16 protein-coding genes are annotated in these 15,677 nt (G+C 67.0%); 7 read left to right on the top strand and 9 right to left on the bottom strand.

What is annotated here, in order from left to right:
• Window positions 1-3: 3 nt before the first annotated feature.
• The 4 genes from RU01_RS10980 to mptB all read right to left on the bottom strand — a co-directional run bounded on the left by RU01_RS10980 (window position 4) and on the right by mptB (window position 4,460).
• The gene (locus tag RU01_RS10980; RefSeq protein WP_042574594.1) at window positions 4-978 is read right to left on the bottom strand and encodes a COX15/CtaA family protein; all 975 of its coding nucleotides are present in this window, start codon (window positions 976-978) and stop codon (window positions 4-6) included.
• 64 nt (window positions 979-1,042) lie between these two features.
• Window positions 1,043-1,837, bottom strand: coding sequence for an ABC transporter permease (locus RU01_RS10975; protein WP_042574593.1), 795 nt, complete (start codon window positions 1,835-1,837; stop codon window positions 1,043-1,045).
• A gap of 2 nt (window positions 1,838-1,839) precedes the next feature.
• Window positions 1,840-2,808, bottom strand: a complete 969-nt coding sequence (locus RU01_RS22855; protein ID WP_442970495.1) for an ABC transporter ATP-binding protein — start codon at window positions 2,806-2,808, stop codon at window positions 1,840-1,842.
• On the bottom strand, window positions 2,805-4,460 hold the full coding sequence (mptB, locus tag RU01_RS22850) for a polyprenol phosphomannose-dependent alpha 1,6 mannosyltransferase MptB (RefSeq protein ID WP_156148882.1): 1,656 nt from the start codon (window positions 4,458-4,460) through the stop codon (window positions 2,805-2,807). Before mptB ends, RU01_RS22855 begins: the two co-directional genes overlap by 4 nt.
• A gap of 213 nt (window positions 4,461-4,673) precedes the next feature.
• Here mptB and RU01_RS10960 point away from each other — a divergent pair, with 213 nt between their 5' ends.
• From RU01_RS10960 to RU01_RS10930, 7 genes are read left to right on the top strand one after another with little or no spacing between them, the layout of a single operon-like run.
• Entirely contained in the window at window positions 4,674-5,528 is an 855-nt protein-coding gene (locus RU01_RS10960; protein WP_082043045.1) for a helix-turn-helix transcriptional regulator, read from the top strand.
• Window positions 5,525-6,976 (top strand): Fe-S cluster assembly protein SufB, encoded by a 1,452-nt coding sequence (gene sufB, locus RU01_RS10955; RefSeq protein WP_042574592.1) that lies wholly within the window; start codon window positions 5,525-5,527, stop codon window positions 6,974-6,976. Before RU01_RS10960 ends, sufB begins: the two co-directional genes overlap by 4 nt.
• A complete protein-coding gene (sufD, locus tag RU01_RS10950) occupies window positions 6,973-8,190 on the top strand; it encodes a Fe-S cluster assembly protein SufD (protein WP_042574591.1) in 1,218 nt (405 codons plus the stop codon). The genes sufB and sufD overlap by 4 nt, the downstream gene beginning before the upstream one ends.
• A gap of 51 nt (window positions 8,191-8,241) precedes the next feature.
• Window positions 8,242-9,015: a Fe-S cluster assembly ATPase SufC gene (gene sufC, locus RU01_RS10945; protein WP_042574590.1), complete on the top strand. Its 774-nt coding sequence runs from the start codon at window positions 8,242-8,244 to the stop codon at window positions 9,013-9,015.
• Window positions 9,012-10,283: a cysteine desulfurase gene (locus tag RU01_RS10940; RefSeq protein WP_042574589.1), complete on the top strand. Its 1,272-nt coding sequence runs from the start codon at window positions 9,012-9,014 to the stop codon at window positions 10,281-10,283. The genes sufC and RU01_RS10940 overlap by 4 nt, the downstream gene beginning before the upstream one ends.
• Window positions 10,280-10,750, top strand: coding sequence for a Fe-S cluster assembly sulfur transfer protein SufU (sufU, locus tag RU01_RS10935; RefSeq protein ID WP_042574588.1), 471 nt, complete (start codon window positions 10,280-10,282; stop codon window positions 10,748-10,750). The genes RU01_RS10940 and sufU overlap by 4 nt, the downstream gene beginning before the upstream one ends.
• A complete protein-coding gene (locus tag RU01_RS10930; RefSeq protein ID WP_042574587.1) occupies window positions 10,747-11,094 on the top strand; it encodes a metal-sulfur cluster assembly factor in 348 nt (115 codons plus the stop codon). Before sufU ends, RU01_RS10930 begins: the two co-directional genes overlap by 4 nt.
• Here RU01_RS10930 and RU01_RS10925 read toward each other — a convergent pair.
• From RU01_RS10925 to ku, 5 genes are all read right to left on the bottom strand, one after another.
• On the bottom strand, window positions 11,084-12,268 hold the full coding sequence (locus tag RU01_RS10925; RefSeq protein WP_042574586.1) for a GNAT family N-acetyltransferase: 1,185 nt from the start codon (window positions 12,266-12,268) through the stop codon (window positions 11,084-11,086). The two genes, RU01_RS10930 and RU01_RS10925, sit on opposite strands and share 11 nt — an antisense overlap.
• Window positions 12,265-13,017: a phosphatidylserine decarboxylase gene (locus tag RU01_RS23160; RefSeq protein WP_052493238.1), complete on the bottom strand. Its 753-nt coding sequence runs from the start codon at window positions 13,015-13,017 to the stop codon at window positions 12,265-12,267. Before RU01_RS23160 ends, RU01_RS10925 begins: the two co-directional genes overlap by 4 nt.
• Window positions 13,014-13,274: a hypothetical protein gene (locus RU01_RS23155; RefSeq protein ID WP_197074749.1), complete on the bottom strand. Its 261-nt coding sequence runs from the start codon at window positions 13,272-13,274 to the stop codon at window positions 13,014-13,016. Before RU01_RS23155 ends, RU01_RS23160 begins: the two co-directional genes overlap by 4 nt.
• A complete protein-coding gene (locus RU01_RS10910) occupies window positions 13,271-14,518 on the bottom strand; it encodes an SDR family oxidoreductase (RefSeq protein ID WP_082043044.1) in 1,248 nt (415 codons plus the stop codon). The genes RU01_RS23155 and RU01_RS10910 overlap by 4 nt, the downstream gene beginning before the upstream one ends.
• A 174-nt stretch (window positions 14,519-14,692) precedes the next feature.
• Entirely contained in the window at window positions 14,693-15,667 is a 975-nt protein-coding gene (ku, locus tag RU01_RS10905; protein WP_042574584.1) for a non-homologous end joining protein Ku, read from the bottom strand.
• Window positions 15,668-15,677: the final 10 nt, after the last annotated feature.

The raw sequence follows: 15,677 nt of genomic DNA, 5'->3' as shown, positions 1-15,677 counted from the left end.
CGCTCAGCGAACGTGCTCGGGTCGCACGTTCTCGGCGTCGGGTGCCGGGATGGACTCCCGGTGACGTGATGCCGACCAGACCGCAGCGGTCGCCGCGGTACACGCGGCGGCTCCCGCGACGTGCACCGCCACCAGCGCGGCAGGCACGTCGGTGAAGTACTGGACGATGCCGACCGACGCCTGCGCAACCACCAGCGCGATCAGGATGTGCAGCCGCTTCTTCACGGCAGTCGCTCCCGAGGGGCTGACCGCGTAGACGCCGAAGGTCAGTCCGACGAGCAGGGCCAGGTAGCCGACCAGTAGTTCCGCATGCAGATGCACGAGGGTGACGATCTCCACCTCGAGTCGCGCCACGTCCGCGTCGCCGGCGTGCGGTCCGGCTCCGGTGACCATCGTGCCCGCCACCAGAACACCGGTGAGCAGGACCGCGGACAGAACTGTCAGCCACCGCAGGGGAGCCGGAACGGACGGCACGGACACACCGTCGTCGGCCTCGCCGATCTTGTGGAACAGCAGAGTCGCCAGCCACACCATCAGCATCGAGATGATCAGGTGCACGGCGACCGTCCACCACAGCAGGCCGGTGAGCACGGTGATTCCGCCGACGCCGGCCTGCAGCACCGTTCCGGCGGGCATCAGCCACGCGTAGACGACCACTTCGCGCCGACGCCGTGCGCGGATGACGGCGAGCACGATCGCCGCGGCTGTCAGCACGACAGCGAATGTCAGCATGCGGTTGCCGAACTCCACCGCCTGGTGCAGCACCGGTACCTCGGACACCCCCACGGGCGTGAAGCTGCCGGGGAAGCACTGAGGCCACGTGGGGCACCCCAGCCCGGATGCCGTGACGCGCACGATGGCGCCGGTGACAGAGATGCCGCCCTGGGTCACGATCACGACGAACGCGATGATCCGCTGCACGCGCACGGAGGGCAGCGGCAGGCGATCGACCAGGGACAGGAACGCACGAGAAAGCACGACTCGATCGTAGACGCCGAGTCCTACACGGTGTAGTTGGCCCGCGTCCGGCCGGACGGTTCGCCTAGGTGAAGGAGAACTTGCGGGTGGCCCAGAACCCGCACACCGCGGCCCACACGGCAAGCACGAGGACGCCGAACAGGTCCACGCGCCCCACCACGGCCTGCTCGAGTGTTTCCGCCATCGCGCCCGACGGCACGAGACGCGCGATCATCCGCACGGCCCCGGGAAGCGAGTCGTCGGCGAAGATCACACTGCCGATACCGAGCATCACGAACCACGCGATGTTGGCCAGAGCGAGCACGATCTCCGCGCGAAGTGTTCCGCCGAGAAGCAGGCCCATCGTCGCGAACGTCACGGTGCCCAGGGCGATGACGACGGCCCCGAGGAGCAGCCCGCCCGGCGTCGGACGCCATCCGAGGACGAGCCCGATGACACCCAGCAGAACCGACTGCGCGGCGACGACGATCAGGACGGCGATCGACTTGCCCGCGATCGCGCCCCACTTCGGCAGAGCGGTCGCCCCCAGTCTTTTCAGGGCGCCGTAGCGTCGATCGAAGCCCACAGCGATGGCCTGACCGGTGAAGGCCGTCGACATCACGGCGACCATCATCACGGCGGGAACGACTGTTCCGACGCGCTCGGAGCCGAAGTCGCCGAACGGCAGAAGTGTCAGACCGATGAGCAACGTGACCGGGATGAACATGGTGAGCAGCAACTGCTCACCGTTGCGGAGGAGCAGGACGAGTTCGAGTCGGGACTGCGCCGCGAGCATGCGACCGCGAGGCGCCGCCTGCGGATTCGGTGTGAACGTCCCCGGTTCGAATCTGTCCGTCGTGCGTTCGGACCGTGATGTCACGCTCACCCTCTCAGTTCCCGCCCCGTCAGATCGAGGAACACGTCCTCGAGGCTGCGCTGCTCCACGCGGAGATCGGTGGCCAGCACGTTGAGTCGAGCACACCACGAGGTCACCGTCGCCAGTACCTGGGGGTCGATGGTTCCTTCGAGCAGATAGGACCCCGGCGAGCTCTCGACGGGGTCGAAGCCCTCGGGCAGCACCATCTGCAACAACGAGAGATCGAGTCCGGCCGGTGCGGAGAACCGCAGCTGCCCCTCGGCACCGCGCCGCGTGAGTTCCGTCGGTGTCCCCGACGCCACGACGCGGCCGTGGTCGATGATCACCAGATCGTCGGCAAGCTGTTCCGCCTCGTCCATCAGGTGGGTGGTCAGCAGGATGCTGACGCCGTCCCTGCGGAGGGCGTCGATCATGTCCCACACCAGAAGTCGCGCCTGCGCATCGAGTCCGGCGGTGGGCTCGTCCAGGAAGACGAGTTCCGGTCGTCCCACCAGCGCGCAGGCAAGGGAGAGGCGCTGCTGCTGTCCGCCGGACAGGCGTCGGTACGGGGTACGGACTGCATCGGTGAGACCGAGCTGCGCCATCAACCACGTCGGGTCGAGCGGATCGGCCGAGTAGGACGCGACCAGGTTCAGCATCTCGCCTGCACGGGAGCCCGGGTAGGCGCCGCCGCCCTGGAGCATCACACCGATGCGGGGCTTGACACGCTCCGCGTCTCCGACGGGATCGAGCCCGAGCACGCGGACGTCGCCGGAGTCGGGGGAGAGGAACCCCTCGCACATCTCGACGGTCGTCGTCTTGCCGGCGCCGTTGGGACCGAGCAGAGCGAGCACGCGGCCGCGGTGGAGAGTCAGGTCGAGACCGTCGACCGCCGTCGTCGATCCGAAGTGGCGGACGACGTTCGTGAGCGACACCGCAGGCGTCAGCGTCGCGGACGAACCGGACGAGGGTGGGGAGGCGGGTCGCGAGGTCACGATGATCCAGCGTAGGCGTCCGCGGAGGGCTCGGACGCCGCCGCCCCGTCGCGTGCTCTCCACGGAAGGATTCTTCTGGTCGCGGCGATGATCAGGGCGACGGTCAGAACCGTCGCCACGGCCGCCTGCACGATCACGAACGGCTGCACCTCGCCTCCCGTCGGCATGACGATGAGAGAGACGAAGGCGGAGAATACGATGACGGGCACGCGGAACGCGGGCCGGGTGGCCCAGGCCGCCAGCGGAGTGACGGCCCACAGCAGGTACCAGGGCTGGACGACGGGGAAGAGCAGCACCAGAGCGCCGAGCGACACCCCGAGAGCACCGATCGGATGCAACCGTCCGAGAAGCACCGAGACGAGCATCCGGACGATGATCACGGCCGCGACGAACGATGCGATCGGACGGGTCAGCGACAGCACGGCAGTGGTGTGGTCGCCGATACCCAGAAGCACCCCGGCACCTCCGGTCGCGAGACCGAGAAGTGTGGGCAACGACATCCAACTGCGTACGGCACTGGCCGTGTTCAAGGTGCCCAGCCATCCGAATCCGAGGCCGCTCGCCGTGCTCACCGCGAGGAACACCACCAGGGTGACGGCCCCGAGCACCGCCGCGGCGACGGCGACGTCGCGCGCCCTGCCGCCGCGCCGTCGTGCCAGCGCCATGCCGACGAAGCCCAGGGCGAGGATCGACGGGATCTTGATGGTCGCGGACAACGCGATGATCGCCGCCCCGGCGAGAAGCAGTCCGATCTCCCGTCGATTCATCGGTCCGGTCCGGCCGGCCGACTCGATGGCCCGGAAGGCGATCTCGAGGCCGGCGAGCATCAGGCCGAGCATGGCCGCCTCGTTGTGGATCCCGGCGACCAGATGGAACAGCAGCAACGGGTTCGCGGCGCCGAGCCACAGTGCCGCCACGCTCGATACCCCGCACCGGGCCGCGAGTCTGGGCAGCGCCCACACGATGAGGACGACTCCGGCCAGGGCGACGATGCGGTGAAGAAAGATGCCGGCCACGATGTTGTCGCCGGTGATCGCGGTGATTCCCCGCCCGATCCACAGGAAGAAGGGCCCGTACGGCGCCGGGGTGTCGCGCCAGATGTTGGGAACCGTCCGGGTCAGCACGTGGTCGACACCGAGCGCGGCCTGCGGTCCGATGGAGTACGGATCGAGGCCACGGGCCGTGATCTCGCTCTGCGCCAGGTACGAGTAGACGTCCTTGCTGAACATCGGGGGAGCGACGCACAGGGGAACGATCCACAATGCGAGAGTCCGGTCGAGCTGCGACCTGGACAGACGTCGCGGCGACGAGCCCGCACCGAACGATCCGACGGCGAGCCGGCCGAGCAGGAGCCACGCGAGCACGACGATCGCCGTGCCGATCATCGTGACGGTCAGCGCGGCGGGGAGTGCGCGCGCGAACAGGCCCAGGACGCGGACGCCCTGGACGGGGTTCTGCAGGACGGGTTGCGCGCCGGCCCCCAGAGCGCCGAGCGCCATCATCGCGGCTCCGGTCGCACCGAATCGGCGGATGTGGCTCAGGTCGCGCTCTTCCGCGGCGTTCAGTCCTGGACGGTCGGGTTCGTTGTCGTGCAGGAACGCGACACGGTCGCTGCGCGGGGAGCCGTCGATGCCGAGGACGCGGCGCGTCACGCGAACGACCGTCGTCCGGGTCGTCCGCGCCGACTGCGCGACGCGCGACTCCGTCACCGGGACGACGTCGTCGGAGGGGGGCACAGGGCGAAGCGTATCGACACCTCGGTCACCGCCACCACAACGCCCGAGTCGCGCGCGTGCGAGGGCGGCGTCCGTCGACCCAGGGTGCCCTTGCTGGAACCTGTCCGGTAATTCGGTCACACTGGTGTTGTGAAAACGACTACCGAACGTTCCAGCGAGCGCGCAGGCGCCCGCGACGACGTCGCGTCGGTCACGTCCGCAGCCGGATCCGCGGTCGCCGCCGAGGGGCGCACGCGCTCGTCGGTCATCACCCTTCTGCTGGAGGAGGGGCCGATCAGCGCGACCGACGTCGGTTCCCGGCTCGGGATCAGCGCGGCCGGTGTGCGCAGGCACCTCGATGCTCTCATCGACGCGGGCGACGCGCGCGTCACCATGACTCCGCGGCCCGGCTCCCGCACTCGTGGCCGACCGGCCAAGATGTTCTCGCTCACCGCTCGAGGACGATCGCGGCTGGGGCACTCGTACGACGACCTGGCCGGCGCCGCCATGCGTCACCTCCGGGAGATCGGAGGCGACGACGCGGTCCGCACCTTCGCGCGTCGTCGCATCCAGTCCATTGTCGCCGACGTCGAGCCCGCGGACACCTCGTCGCACGACTCGGTGTCACGCACGGCCGATGCCATCGCCGAGGCGCTGACGGACTCCGGATTCGCCGCCTCCACCAGGCCGGTCGGGAACGGCGTCCAGATCTGCCAGCACCATTGCCCGGTGTCGCACGTCGCCGCCGAGTTCCCGGAACTGTGCACCGCGGAGAGGGAAGCCTTCGCCGACCTCCTCGGAACGCACGTCCAGCGCCTCGCGACCATCGCCAACGGCGATTGCGCGTGCACGACACATGTGCCCCTTCGCACACCGTCGACCCCCGATTCAGGCAATACCGACGACGACGTCGGTGTTGCACCAGGTGAAGTTGCACACGACGACACCGCCACCGACCCCACAGTCAGTCTCACGCTCGATCGCCTCCGGAAGGAGCCCGCATGACCGTCACACCAGACCAGGTGACCCCCACGGTGCCCGCGACACTCACGCAGGACGAGACCATCGCCTCGCTCGGTACGTACGGCTACGGCTGGTCGGACTCCGACGTCGCCGGCGCGAGCGCGAAGCGAGGGCTCTCCGAGGCCGTCGTGCGTGACATCTCGCAGAAGAAGAGCGAGTCCGAGTGGATGCTCGAGACGCGACTGAAGGCCCTGAAGACCTTCGACCGCAAGCCCATGCCCAACTGGGGTTCGAACCTCGACGGCATCGACTTCGACAACATCAAGTACTTCGTGCGCTCCAGCGAGAAGCAGGCTGCGACCTGGGACGACCTGCCGGCGGACATCAAGAACACGTACGACCGTCTCGGCATCCCGGAGGCGGAGAAGCAGCGCCTCGTGTCCGGTGTCGCGGCTCAGTACGAGTCCGAGGTCGTCTACCACTCGATCCGTGAGGACCTCGAGGAGCAGGGTGTCATCTTCATGGACACCGACACGGGCCTGCGTGAGCACCCGGAGATCTTCAAGGAGTACTTCGGCTCGGTCATCCCGGCCGGCGACAACAAGTTCTCGGCGCTGAACACCGCCGTGTGGTCCGGTGGATCCTTCATCTACGTGCCCCCGGGCGTCCACGTCGACATCCCGCTCCAGGCGTACTTCCGCATCAACACCGAGAACATGGGCCAGTTCGAGCGGACGCTCATCATCGTCGACGAGGGTGCCTACGTGCACTACGTCGAGGGATGCACCGCGCCGATCTACAAGTCCGACTCGTTGCACTCCGCCGTCGTGGAGATCATCGTCAAGAAGGGTGGTCGGTGCCGCTACACCACCATCCAGAACTGGTCGAACAACGTCTACAACCTGGTGACCAAGCGCGCCAAGGCAGAGGCCGGCGCGACGATGGAGTGGATCGACGGCAACATCGGCTCCAAGGTCACCATGAAGTACCCCGCAGTCTGGATGACCGGCGAGCACGCCAAGGGCGAGGTTCTGTCCGTGGCGTTCGCCGGTGAGGGTCAGCACCAGGACACCGGGTCCAAGATGCTGCACCTCGCGCCGAACACGTCCTCGAACATCGTCAGCAAGTCCGTGGCACGCGGCGGCGGCCGCACGTCCTACCGTGGTCTGATCCAGATCAACAAGGGCGCGCACGGGTCTCGCTCCACCGTCAAGTGTGACGCCCTGCTGGTCGACCAGATCAGCCGCAGCGACACCTACCCGTACGTCGACATCCGCGAGGACGACGTGACGATGGGCCACGAGGCCACCGTGTCCAAGGTCAGCGACGATCAGCTCTTCTACCTGATGAGCCGCGGGCTCACCGAGGACGAGGCGATGGCCATGGTCGTCCGCGGCTTCGTCGAGCCCATCGCGAAGGAACTCCCCATGGAGTACGCCCTCGAACTCAACCGCCTGATCGAACTGCAGATGGAGGGATCGGTCGGATGACCTCGCCCCACAGTGATGTCACCACCGGCTCTGCCGGCGTGATCGGCGCCGTCGTCGGCGAGAACAAGCGTGAGATCGTCGCCAACAAGGGCGCGCAGTTCTCGTCGTACGACGTCGAGGCGTTCGAGATCCCGTCCGGTCGCGACGAGATCTGGCGTTTCACGCCGCTGCGTCGACTCCGCGGTCTGCACGACGGGTCGGCGACAGCGACCGGTACCGCCCGTGTGACGGTGTCCGACGCTCCGGAGTCGGTGCGCGTCGAGACCGTCGGTCGTGAGGACCAGCGTCTCGGCAAGGCCGGCGTGCCCGCCGACCGTGTCGCGGCGCAGGCCTACTCGTCGTTCGAGTCCGCCACCATCGTCACCGTCGCCGGTGAGGCCGAGCTCTCCGAGCCTCTCACCATCACGGTCGACGGCCCCGGCGCCGACTCGGTCGCCTACGGACACCTCCAGATCCGGGTCGAGGCGTTCGCTCGCGCCACCGTCGTGCTCGAGCAGCGCGGCGGCGGCACCTACGCCGAGAACGTCGAGTTCCTCGTGGCCGACAGCGCACAGCTCACGGTCGTGGCGCTGCAGGAGTGGGACGACGACGCCGTGCACGTGGCGTCGCATCACGCCTCGGTCGGACGCGACAGTGTCCTGCGGTACTTCTCGGTCAGTCTCGGTGGAGACCTGGTGCGGCTCACCCCGACCGTCAACTTCACCGGTCCGGGCGGCGACGCCGAACTGCTCGGCCTGTACTTCGCCGACGACGGTCAGCACCTCGAGCAGCGATTGCTGGTCAACCACACGGCGCCCAACTGCAAGTCGAACGTCGTCTACAAAGGCGCGCTGCAGGGTGACCCCACGTCGAAGAAGCCCGACACGCGCACGGTGTGGATCGGCGACGTCGTCATCGGCGCGAAGGCCGAGGGCACGGACACCTTCGAGCTCAACCGCAACCTGATCCTGACCGACGGTGCGCGCGCGGATTCCGTGCCGAACCTCGAGATCGAGACAGGGGAGATCGCCGGCGCCGGGCACGCGAGTGCTACCGGACGGTTCGACGACGAGCAGCTCTTCTACCTGCGGTCGCGCGGTATCCCCGAGGATCAGGCGCGCAAGCTCGTGGTGCGTGGGTTCTTCCACGACATCATCGCCAAGATTCCCGTCGAGTCGATCCGCACACGGTTGTCCGACGCGGTCGAAGCAGAACTCGCCATCACCGGCGTCTGATCGCTCGACCCCCCACACTCTCGTCACCATTTCCGACAGGCAAGGAACTTCATGTCCACTCTCGAAATCCGCGATCTGCACGTCGACGTCGCGAACACCGACGACGCTTCGCAGCCGATCGAGATCCTGAAGGGTGTGAACCTCACGGTCTCGTCCGGTGAGACGCACGCGATCATGGGCCCCAACGGCTCCGGCAAGTCCACGCTGTCCTACGCGATCGCAGGCCACCCCAAGTACCGCGTCACCTCGGGCAGCATCATGCTCGACGGTGAGAGCGTTCTCGACATGTCCGTCGACGAGCGCGCTCGCGCCGGCCTGTTCCTGGCCATGCAGTACCCGGTCGAGGTGCCCGGCGTCTCGATGTCGAACTTCCTGCGTACCGCCGCCACCGCCGTGCGCGGCGAGGCCCCGAAGTTGCGCCACTGGGTCAAGGAAGCCAAAGAGGCGATGACCGAGCTCGAGATCGACCCGAAGTTCGCCGAGCGCAGTGTCAACGAAGGCTTCTCCGGTGGTGAGAAGAAGCGCCACGAGATCCTGCAGCTCGGTCTGCTCAAGCCGAAGATCGCCATCCTCGACGAGACCGACTCGGGCCTCGATGTCGACGCGCTGCGTGTCGTGTCGGAGGGCGTCAACCGGTACAAGGAGCGCGAGAACGGCGGCATCCTGCTGATCACGCACTACACCCGCATCCTGCGCTACATCACGCCCGATCACGTCCACGTGTTCTCGGCCGGCCGCATCGTCGAGTCCGGCGGCGCGGAACTGGCCGACGAGCTCGAGACCAACGGGTACGAGCGCTTCACGAAGACCACCGCGGGCGCATGACGGCCGCCGCGACAGTCGGGACGCTCGACGTCGCGCGGCTGCGTGAGGACTTTCCCATCCTGGGCCGCACGGTCCGGGACGGGAAGCCTCTCGTGTACCTGGATTCCGGCGCGACCTCGCAGCGCCCCGTTCAGGTACTCGACGCGGAGCGCCACTTCCTGACCACGTGCAATGCCGCGGTTCACCGAGGTGCGCACCAGCTCGCCGAGGAAGCCACCGACGCGTACGAGGGTGCTCGCGCGGCCATCGCCGCGTTCGTCGGAGCGCAGCCGGACGAGATCGTGTTCACGAAGAACGCCACCGAATCGCTGAACCTGGTGACGTACGTCCTGGGCGACGATCGGTTCGACCGATCGCTGCGTCCGGGCGACGAGATCGTGATCACCGAGCTCGAACATCACGCGAATCTCGTTCCTTGGCAGGAACTCTCTCGTCGTACCGGCGCGACGCTGCGGTGGTACGGAGTCACCGACGACGGTCGCATCGACCTCGATTCGCTTGAGCTGACCGAGCGGACCCGCGTGGTCTCGTTCACGCACCAGTCCAACGTGACCGGCGCCGTGGCACCTGTGGAGGAGATCGTCCGGCGCGCCCGCGCCGTCGGTGCCCTCGTCGTGCTCGACGCGTGCCAGTCGGTGCCGCACATGCCGGTCGACGTCGCGGCGCTGGACGTGGACTTCGCGGCGTTCTCCGGCCACAAGATGCTCGGTCCGTCGGGTGTCGGTGTCCTGTACGGCAAGGCCGCCCTGCTCGCCGCGATGCCTCCGTTCATCACCGGTGGCTCGATGATCGAGACGGTGACGATGGAGCAGACCACGTACGCCGCTCCTCCTCAGCGCTTCGAGGCCGGGGTGCCCATGACGTCGCAGGTCGTCGGTCTCGGTGCTGCCGTGGACTACCTGAACGCCCTGGGCATGGATGCGGTCGCCGCCCACGAGCACACCCTCACCGAGGCGGCACTCGCCGAACTCGGCGGTATCGACGGGGTGCGCATCATCGGCCCGACGGACACCCGCGATCGCGGTGGGGCCGTCTCGTTCGTCGTCGACGGCATCCACGCTCATGATCTCGGGCAGATCCTCGACGACGAAGGTGTCGCCATCCGCGTGGGACATCACTGCGCCTGGCCGCTGCATCGTCGCTTCGGAGTCGCCGCCACCGCACGTGCGTCGTTCGCGGTGTACAACACCGTCGACGAGGTGCGAGTTCTCGGCGCCGCGATCCGTACCGCGCAGTCGTTCTTCGGTGTCACCGGTGGTGCCGCATGAGAATGGAACAGATGTACCAGGAAGTGATCCTGGATCACTACAAGCATCCGCACGGCCGCGGTCTGCGTGAGCCGTTCGGCGCCGAGGTGCATCACGTCAATCCCACCTGCGGTGACGAGGTCACCCTGCGAGTCGACCTGGTCGACGGAGTCGTCAAGGACGTGTCGTACGACGGGCAGGGATGTTCGATCAGCCAGGCCGCGACGTCGGTGCTCACCGACCAGGTCGTCGGTCTGACCGTCGAGGACGCGTTGACGACGGTCGATGCCTTCTCGGCGATGGTCGGCAGCCGTGGAACCGTCGAGGGTGACGAGGACGTCATCGGTGACGGCATCGCCTTCGCGGGCGTGGCGAAGTACCCGGCACGCGTGAAATGCGCGCTGCTCGGATGGATGGCATTCAAGGACGCCGTTGTTCGTACTGTGGAGACGCAGGACGAGCACGCGAACAGTGGAGGACGATCATGACCGATACCGACAGCAGCGCAGCGGCGCCCGATTCCGTCATCGAGGACCTCGAGGAGGCCATGCGTGACGTCGTCGACCCCGAACTGGGCATCAACGTCGTCGACCTGGGTCTCGTCTACGGGATCTCCATCGACGACGCGGCAGTGGTGACACTGGACATGACGCTCACGTCCGCGGCGTGCCCGCTGACCGACGTGATCGAGGATCAGAGCCGCACGGCCTTGGTGCGGAGCGGGCTGGCCGAGGAACTCAAGATCAACTGGGTCTGGATGCCGCCGTGGGGTCCGGACAAGATCACCGACGACGGACGCGAACAGCTTCGCGCCCTCGGATTCACGGTCTGATCGTCTTGCTGAAGATGCGGTACGTCCTGCTCGGGTCCACCGGGTAGGACGCCCGCACCGAGCGGAACCAGCCGCCGTCGGCGAGTACCGGTGCAGCTTCGATGGAGTTGTATCCGCGGTCGTGGATGCGCTGGAACAGTTCGAATATCAGCAACGCCGAGGTGCCCTTGTCCGGGCACTCGGGATCGACGAACATCATGTCAAGACGAACGTGCGTACGGTGCTTGCGACCGCCGGGCCCACGCCATCGTGCGATGGTGTGAAGATCTCGCAGGATGCCGAAGCGTGAGCGCACCGCTCCGAGCGCAGCCTTGTTGACGTCGGGAATGCCCATGACGAAACCGACCACCTTGCCGTCGAGCTCGGCGAAGAGCACTATGTCGCGGTCGAGGATGGGTCGCATCGTCGCGACCAGCTCCTGGATCTCGTCGGGTTCGACCGGGGTGAATCCCCAGAACGAGCTGAACGCCGAGTTGTAGAGCACGCGCAGCTTCTCGACGTCCTCGTCGAAGGTGGCGTCGTTCATCGGTCGGATGGTCACCGACGACCGAGCTTTCCACCGCTGGCCCATCGCGTACTTGCGTTCGAACGGCTTCGTCTGGACCAAGCTGTGCGGATCGTCGTGATAGAAGCTGTGGAACTCCTTGACGCTCGTCATGCCCCAGCTCTCGACGAGCTCGGCGTAGTACGGCGGGTTGTGCGGCATGCCGACCAACGGCGGAATGTCGTTGCCGTGCACCACTATTCCCGCGCTCCACAACAGCGACGGGCTCATCGGGCCCACCAAAGTGGTCAACGACTTCGCAGTGGCCCACTCGGCTGCCGCATCGAGCAGCGCGTGTGCGGCCTCGACATCGTCGAGGCATTCGAAGTACCCGAAGTACGCCGTGGGTTCGTCGTAGTGGGCGATGAACACCAGGTCGGCGATGGCGGCGATGCGCCCCACCAGCGTCGAGCCGCGGTAGGCGAGGAAAGCCTGGCTGGTCATGCGACCGCTCGTCTTCTCCGACGGCTTCCGCAACATCGTGCCGACGTCCGCGATGTCGCCGGGGATCCAGTTGCGATCCGACGCGTACACGACGAAGGGGACCTTCGAGAACGCCGCCCAGTCCCGTCGAGAACGGACGGGCGTCACGGTGACCGTGCCGACGGCCGTGTCGGTCTTCGTTGTCATGACACTCCTCCGAGTACCTGTGCGTGTGCCTGGACGCGAGCGCGGGCCACCACCGACTCCCCGGCCCACACGTACTGGCCGGGTCGGACCAGGATCGCGTCGTCGCCGTCGAGGAGGTCGTCGGGCAGGAACACGTCGCACTGGGAGCCGAATCGGATGAGGCCGTACTGTTCGCCGCGCTCGAGTCGGTAGTCGACGTCGGTGTGGGCGACGATCCGGTCGACCCACAGGTCTGCGATCTGAGTGACGAAGACCGTGGAACCGGCGTCGTGACGGATGCCGATGGTGAGGCGTTCGTTGGTCAGCAAGTAGTCGCAACCCTCGTCGTACGGGGTGCGGTGCAACACCAGATTGGCCGTCATGCGGGCCATCGACCTGTTGAACGGGGCGGCGCCACGATGTTCACGGAGCACGACTGTCCCTCCGACGGGGGCGCGGTTGCGGTGGACGGAGTGCTCCGTCATGTATGTCCCGATCAGCCACCCGCTGGCATCGGACTCGACGCCCGCGTACTCGGACAACCGTATGGAGCGTCGCTTCTTCACGGCGATGGGCAGTTCGCCGCGCTCGACCCGTTTGACGTACGTGATGTAGCCGTCTGCCGCCGACACGATCGACGACGGGTCTGCCGGTGGTGTGCGGTCGGGGTCACGTAGGAAGGCCGCGGTCCGCCAATACGAGTAGCCGCCGACGAGGAGCGCGGCGGCGGCCGATCCGAGGACCCCCACTGAGGGGAATCGGGGCGTCACGAGGCGCTCTTTCCGTGATCGATGCGCTCGACGAGGGCGATGAACGCCTCGTAGAGCCGTGTGCGGAGGACGCTGTCGATCGCGACAGCCGCCAGTCCGAGTGTGCCCAGGGCGACGTAGTAGAGAAGGCCCAACGTGAACTCGACGAAGTCGCCGGCGAACACGCGTACGCGGTAGCGCAGGCCCGCCTCGAGGAAGATCGGCTGAGGGGGCACCCGGCCGGCGCGTGCCGGCCGGGGAGTGGGGCGCACCGTCACGCAGTGACCAGCCGCGTCCGGGTGCCGGCGTGACGGAACTGGATCTTCGACAGGTAGAGCGCGAACAACGCGTCGTGATCCCACGTCGATCCGTCGAAACCTGCCGGCATACGCGACGGGGCGTTGGACCGCCGGATGAGGTCGTTGACATCGGAGCCCAGCAGGGATGCGGTCCTCTCGACGGGGACCTTGCTGTCGACGATCGCCTTGAACTCCGTCCACGGCACCAGCTTCAGTCCGAGTGCGTTCGCGATCACCGCGTTGCTGTACTCCACGGGATTCGACGGCACCAGGTGATGCATCGTGTCGTCGCCGAGTGCGTTGTCGGTGAGCACGCGCGCGAGAACGTCGACCGGCGCGTAGTTCATGCCCGGTCCGTCCCACATGACTCCGACCGCGTTCGCGAGTTCGATGGCGCGCCAGAAGCTGTACACGCGACCCGGGTCCTTACCCACCGTCGTGCTGCCCAGGACGTAGGGGGACTGCGCCAGGGTCACGGACGCGACGCCGTCGCGTGCGAGCCACCCGAGCAGTTCACCGTTGATCCACTTCATCTGGCAGTAGCCGGAGTACCACCAGGAATCGGGTCGCTGGAAGTCCTCGGGGCTGGTGTAGATGAAGGCGCCGATCGACCCCATGTACGTCAGATGCTTGCGACGGTCCTCGAGGGTGAACTGGACGACACGCAGGAGGCTCTCGAACCAGTCCTGGCGCAGTTCGACGTAGGAGGAGTCGTAGTCGGTCGAGCTGGCCGAGTTGAACACCTGGTCGACGGTTCCGCGGAGTTCGAGGTAGGTGTCCTCGTCCAGACCGAACCGCGACCGCGTCGGCACCGCCTCGAGAACGACGATCTTCGATCGGTCGATCGCGGTGATCGAATAGTTCTCGACCGTCTCGTAGAACCGCTCCACCGCGGTGGAGTCGCCTGCGGACCGCACGCCGGCGTAGACGCGGGTCACCCCGGGACGCGTCGACAGTTCGGCGACGAGGTGAGCGCCGACGAATCCGTTCGCGCCGAAGACGAGGGCGACCTCCGCGGCCGGGGCGGCCATCTGCTGCACGAGTTCCACGGTGGCCGGGTCGATGACCGGCCGCAGAAGCTCCGGAGAGCCGGCGCTGAGTGCGGCGATGTCCGCGTACTTCCGGGAGAACAGCAACGACGGTGCGTCGGCTGTCAGCGGAACGACAGGGCTGACGAGGTGGCCGTCGTTGGCAACGGTGGTGAACGTGTAGTCGTCGAACATGTGACTCCCCCGAGTAGTTGTGCGCGTGTGCGATGACGACGCACGATTTCTTCTACGACGACAGTAGGAGCGTCGCTCGGGTGACCAACCGTGTTCTGCGTTGTGAGCCACACGGATTCAGGGCGCCGCGTTTGTGAAGGTCGTGCTCGCGTGCACGTCGGGGCGGAATCGTCGTCAGGCACCCTTGCGGTGCTGCTCCTGCGAGTCGGCCTTCTTCGCCGCGGTCTTCTTGGCGGGTGCTTTCTTGGCGGGAGCCTTCTTCGCGGCTGCTTTCTTCGCCGGAGCCTTCTTGGCGGGTGCCTTCTCGGCCGGAGCCTTCGACGACTCGCCGCCCGAGGTGTCGTTGCGACCCTTGCCGGAGCGACCGGCCGCTTCGACGCTGCGCTGCAGCGCGGCGACGAGGTCGACCACCTCGGCGTCCTCGCCGGAGTCCGCGTCGTCGTCGCGTTCGGCGTGAATGACCTTCTCGCCACCGTTCTCGATCGCCTCGTCGAGCACCTTGCGGAGCTCGATCTGGTAGTCGTCGGTGTACTCGGACGGGTCGAAGTCACCGGACATGCTCTCGACGAGCGCACCGGCCATCTTCAGCTCCTGGGGCCGGGGAGCGGTGACGTCGTCCAGGGACGAGAACTCGGCCGCGCGGACCTCGTCGGGCCACAGCAATGTCTGGATCATGAGCACGTTCTCGTGAACACGCAGCGCAGCCAATCGCGTCTTCTGACGGAGAGTGAAGTGCACCAGCGCCGTGCGATCGGTCTCGGCCAGCGTTTCGCGCAGCAGGACGTACGCCTTCGGCGAGGTGGAGTCCGGTTCGAGGTAGTAGCTCTTGTCGAAGAGGATGGGGTCGATCTGCTCGGTGGGCACGAACTCGAGTACCGGAATCTCGTGCTTCTCCGCTGCGGGGAGCGTGGAGAAGTCCTGATCGGTCAGGACGACCCGGTCACCGTCCGGCGACTCGTAGGCCTTGTCGATGTCCGCGAACTGGACCGACTCGCCGCAGACCGAGCACTTGCGGTCGTACTTGATGCGCCCGCCGTCCTTGCCGTGGACCTGGTGGAATTTGATGTCGTGGTCCTCGGTGGCGGTGTACACCTTGACCGGCACGTTCACCAGGCCGAAGGCGATGGCGCCTTTCCAGATCGATCGCATGTGTCCAATC

Origin of the sequence: Rhodococcus sp. MEB064, assembly GCF_000834565.1 — a bacterium.
GTDB lineage: Bacteria > Actinomycetota > Actinomycetes > Mycobacteriales > Mycobacteriaceae > Rhodococcoides.
The sequence above is the reverse complement of the archived record's forward strand: the minus strand, read 5'-3'. Positions and strand labels throughout refer to the sequence as shown.

Bases quoted from the DNA above. Each gene is read 5' to 3' on its own strand.
- sufB (WP_042574592.1), top strand. From the start codon at position 5,525: ATGACCGTCACACCAGACCAGGTGACCCCCACGGTGCCCGCGACACTC.
- sufU (WP_042574588.1), top strand. From the start codon at position 10,280: ATGAGAATGGAACAGATGTACCAGGAAGTGATCCTGGATCACTACAAG.
- RU01_RS10925 (WP_042574586.1), bottom strand. From the start codon at position 12,268: ATGACAACGAAGACCGACACGGCCGTCGGCACGGTCACCGTGACGCCC.
- sufC (WP_042574590.1), top strand. From the start codon at position 8,242: ATGTCCACTCTCGAAATCCGCGATCTGCACGTCGACGTCGCGAACACC.
- sufD (WP_042574591.1), top strand. From the start codon at position 6,973: ATGACCTCGCCCCACAGTGATGTCACCACCGGCTCTGCCGGCGTGATC.
- RU01_RS10930 (WP_042574587.1), top strand. From the start codon at position 10,747: ATGACCGATACCGACAGCAGCGCAGCGGCGCCCGATTCCGTCATCGAG.
- ku (WP_042574584.1), bottom strand. From the start codon at position 15,667: ATGCGATCGATCTGGAAAGGCGCCATCGCCTTCGGCCTGGTGAACGTG.
- RU01_RS10910 (WP_082043044.1), bottom strand. From the start codon at position 14,518: ATGTTCGACGACTACACGTTCACCACCGTTGCCAACGACGGCCACCTC.
- RU01_RS10940 (WP_042574589.1), top strand. From the start codon at position 9,012: ATGACGGCCGCCGCGACAGTCGGGACGCTCGACGTCGCGCGGCTGCGT.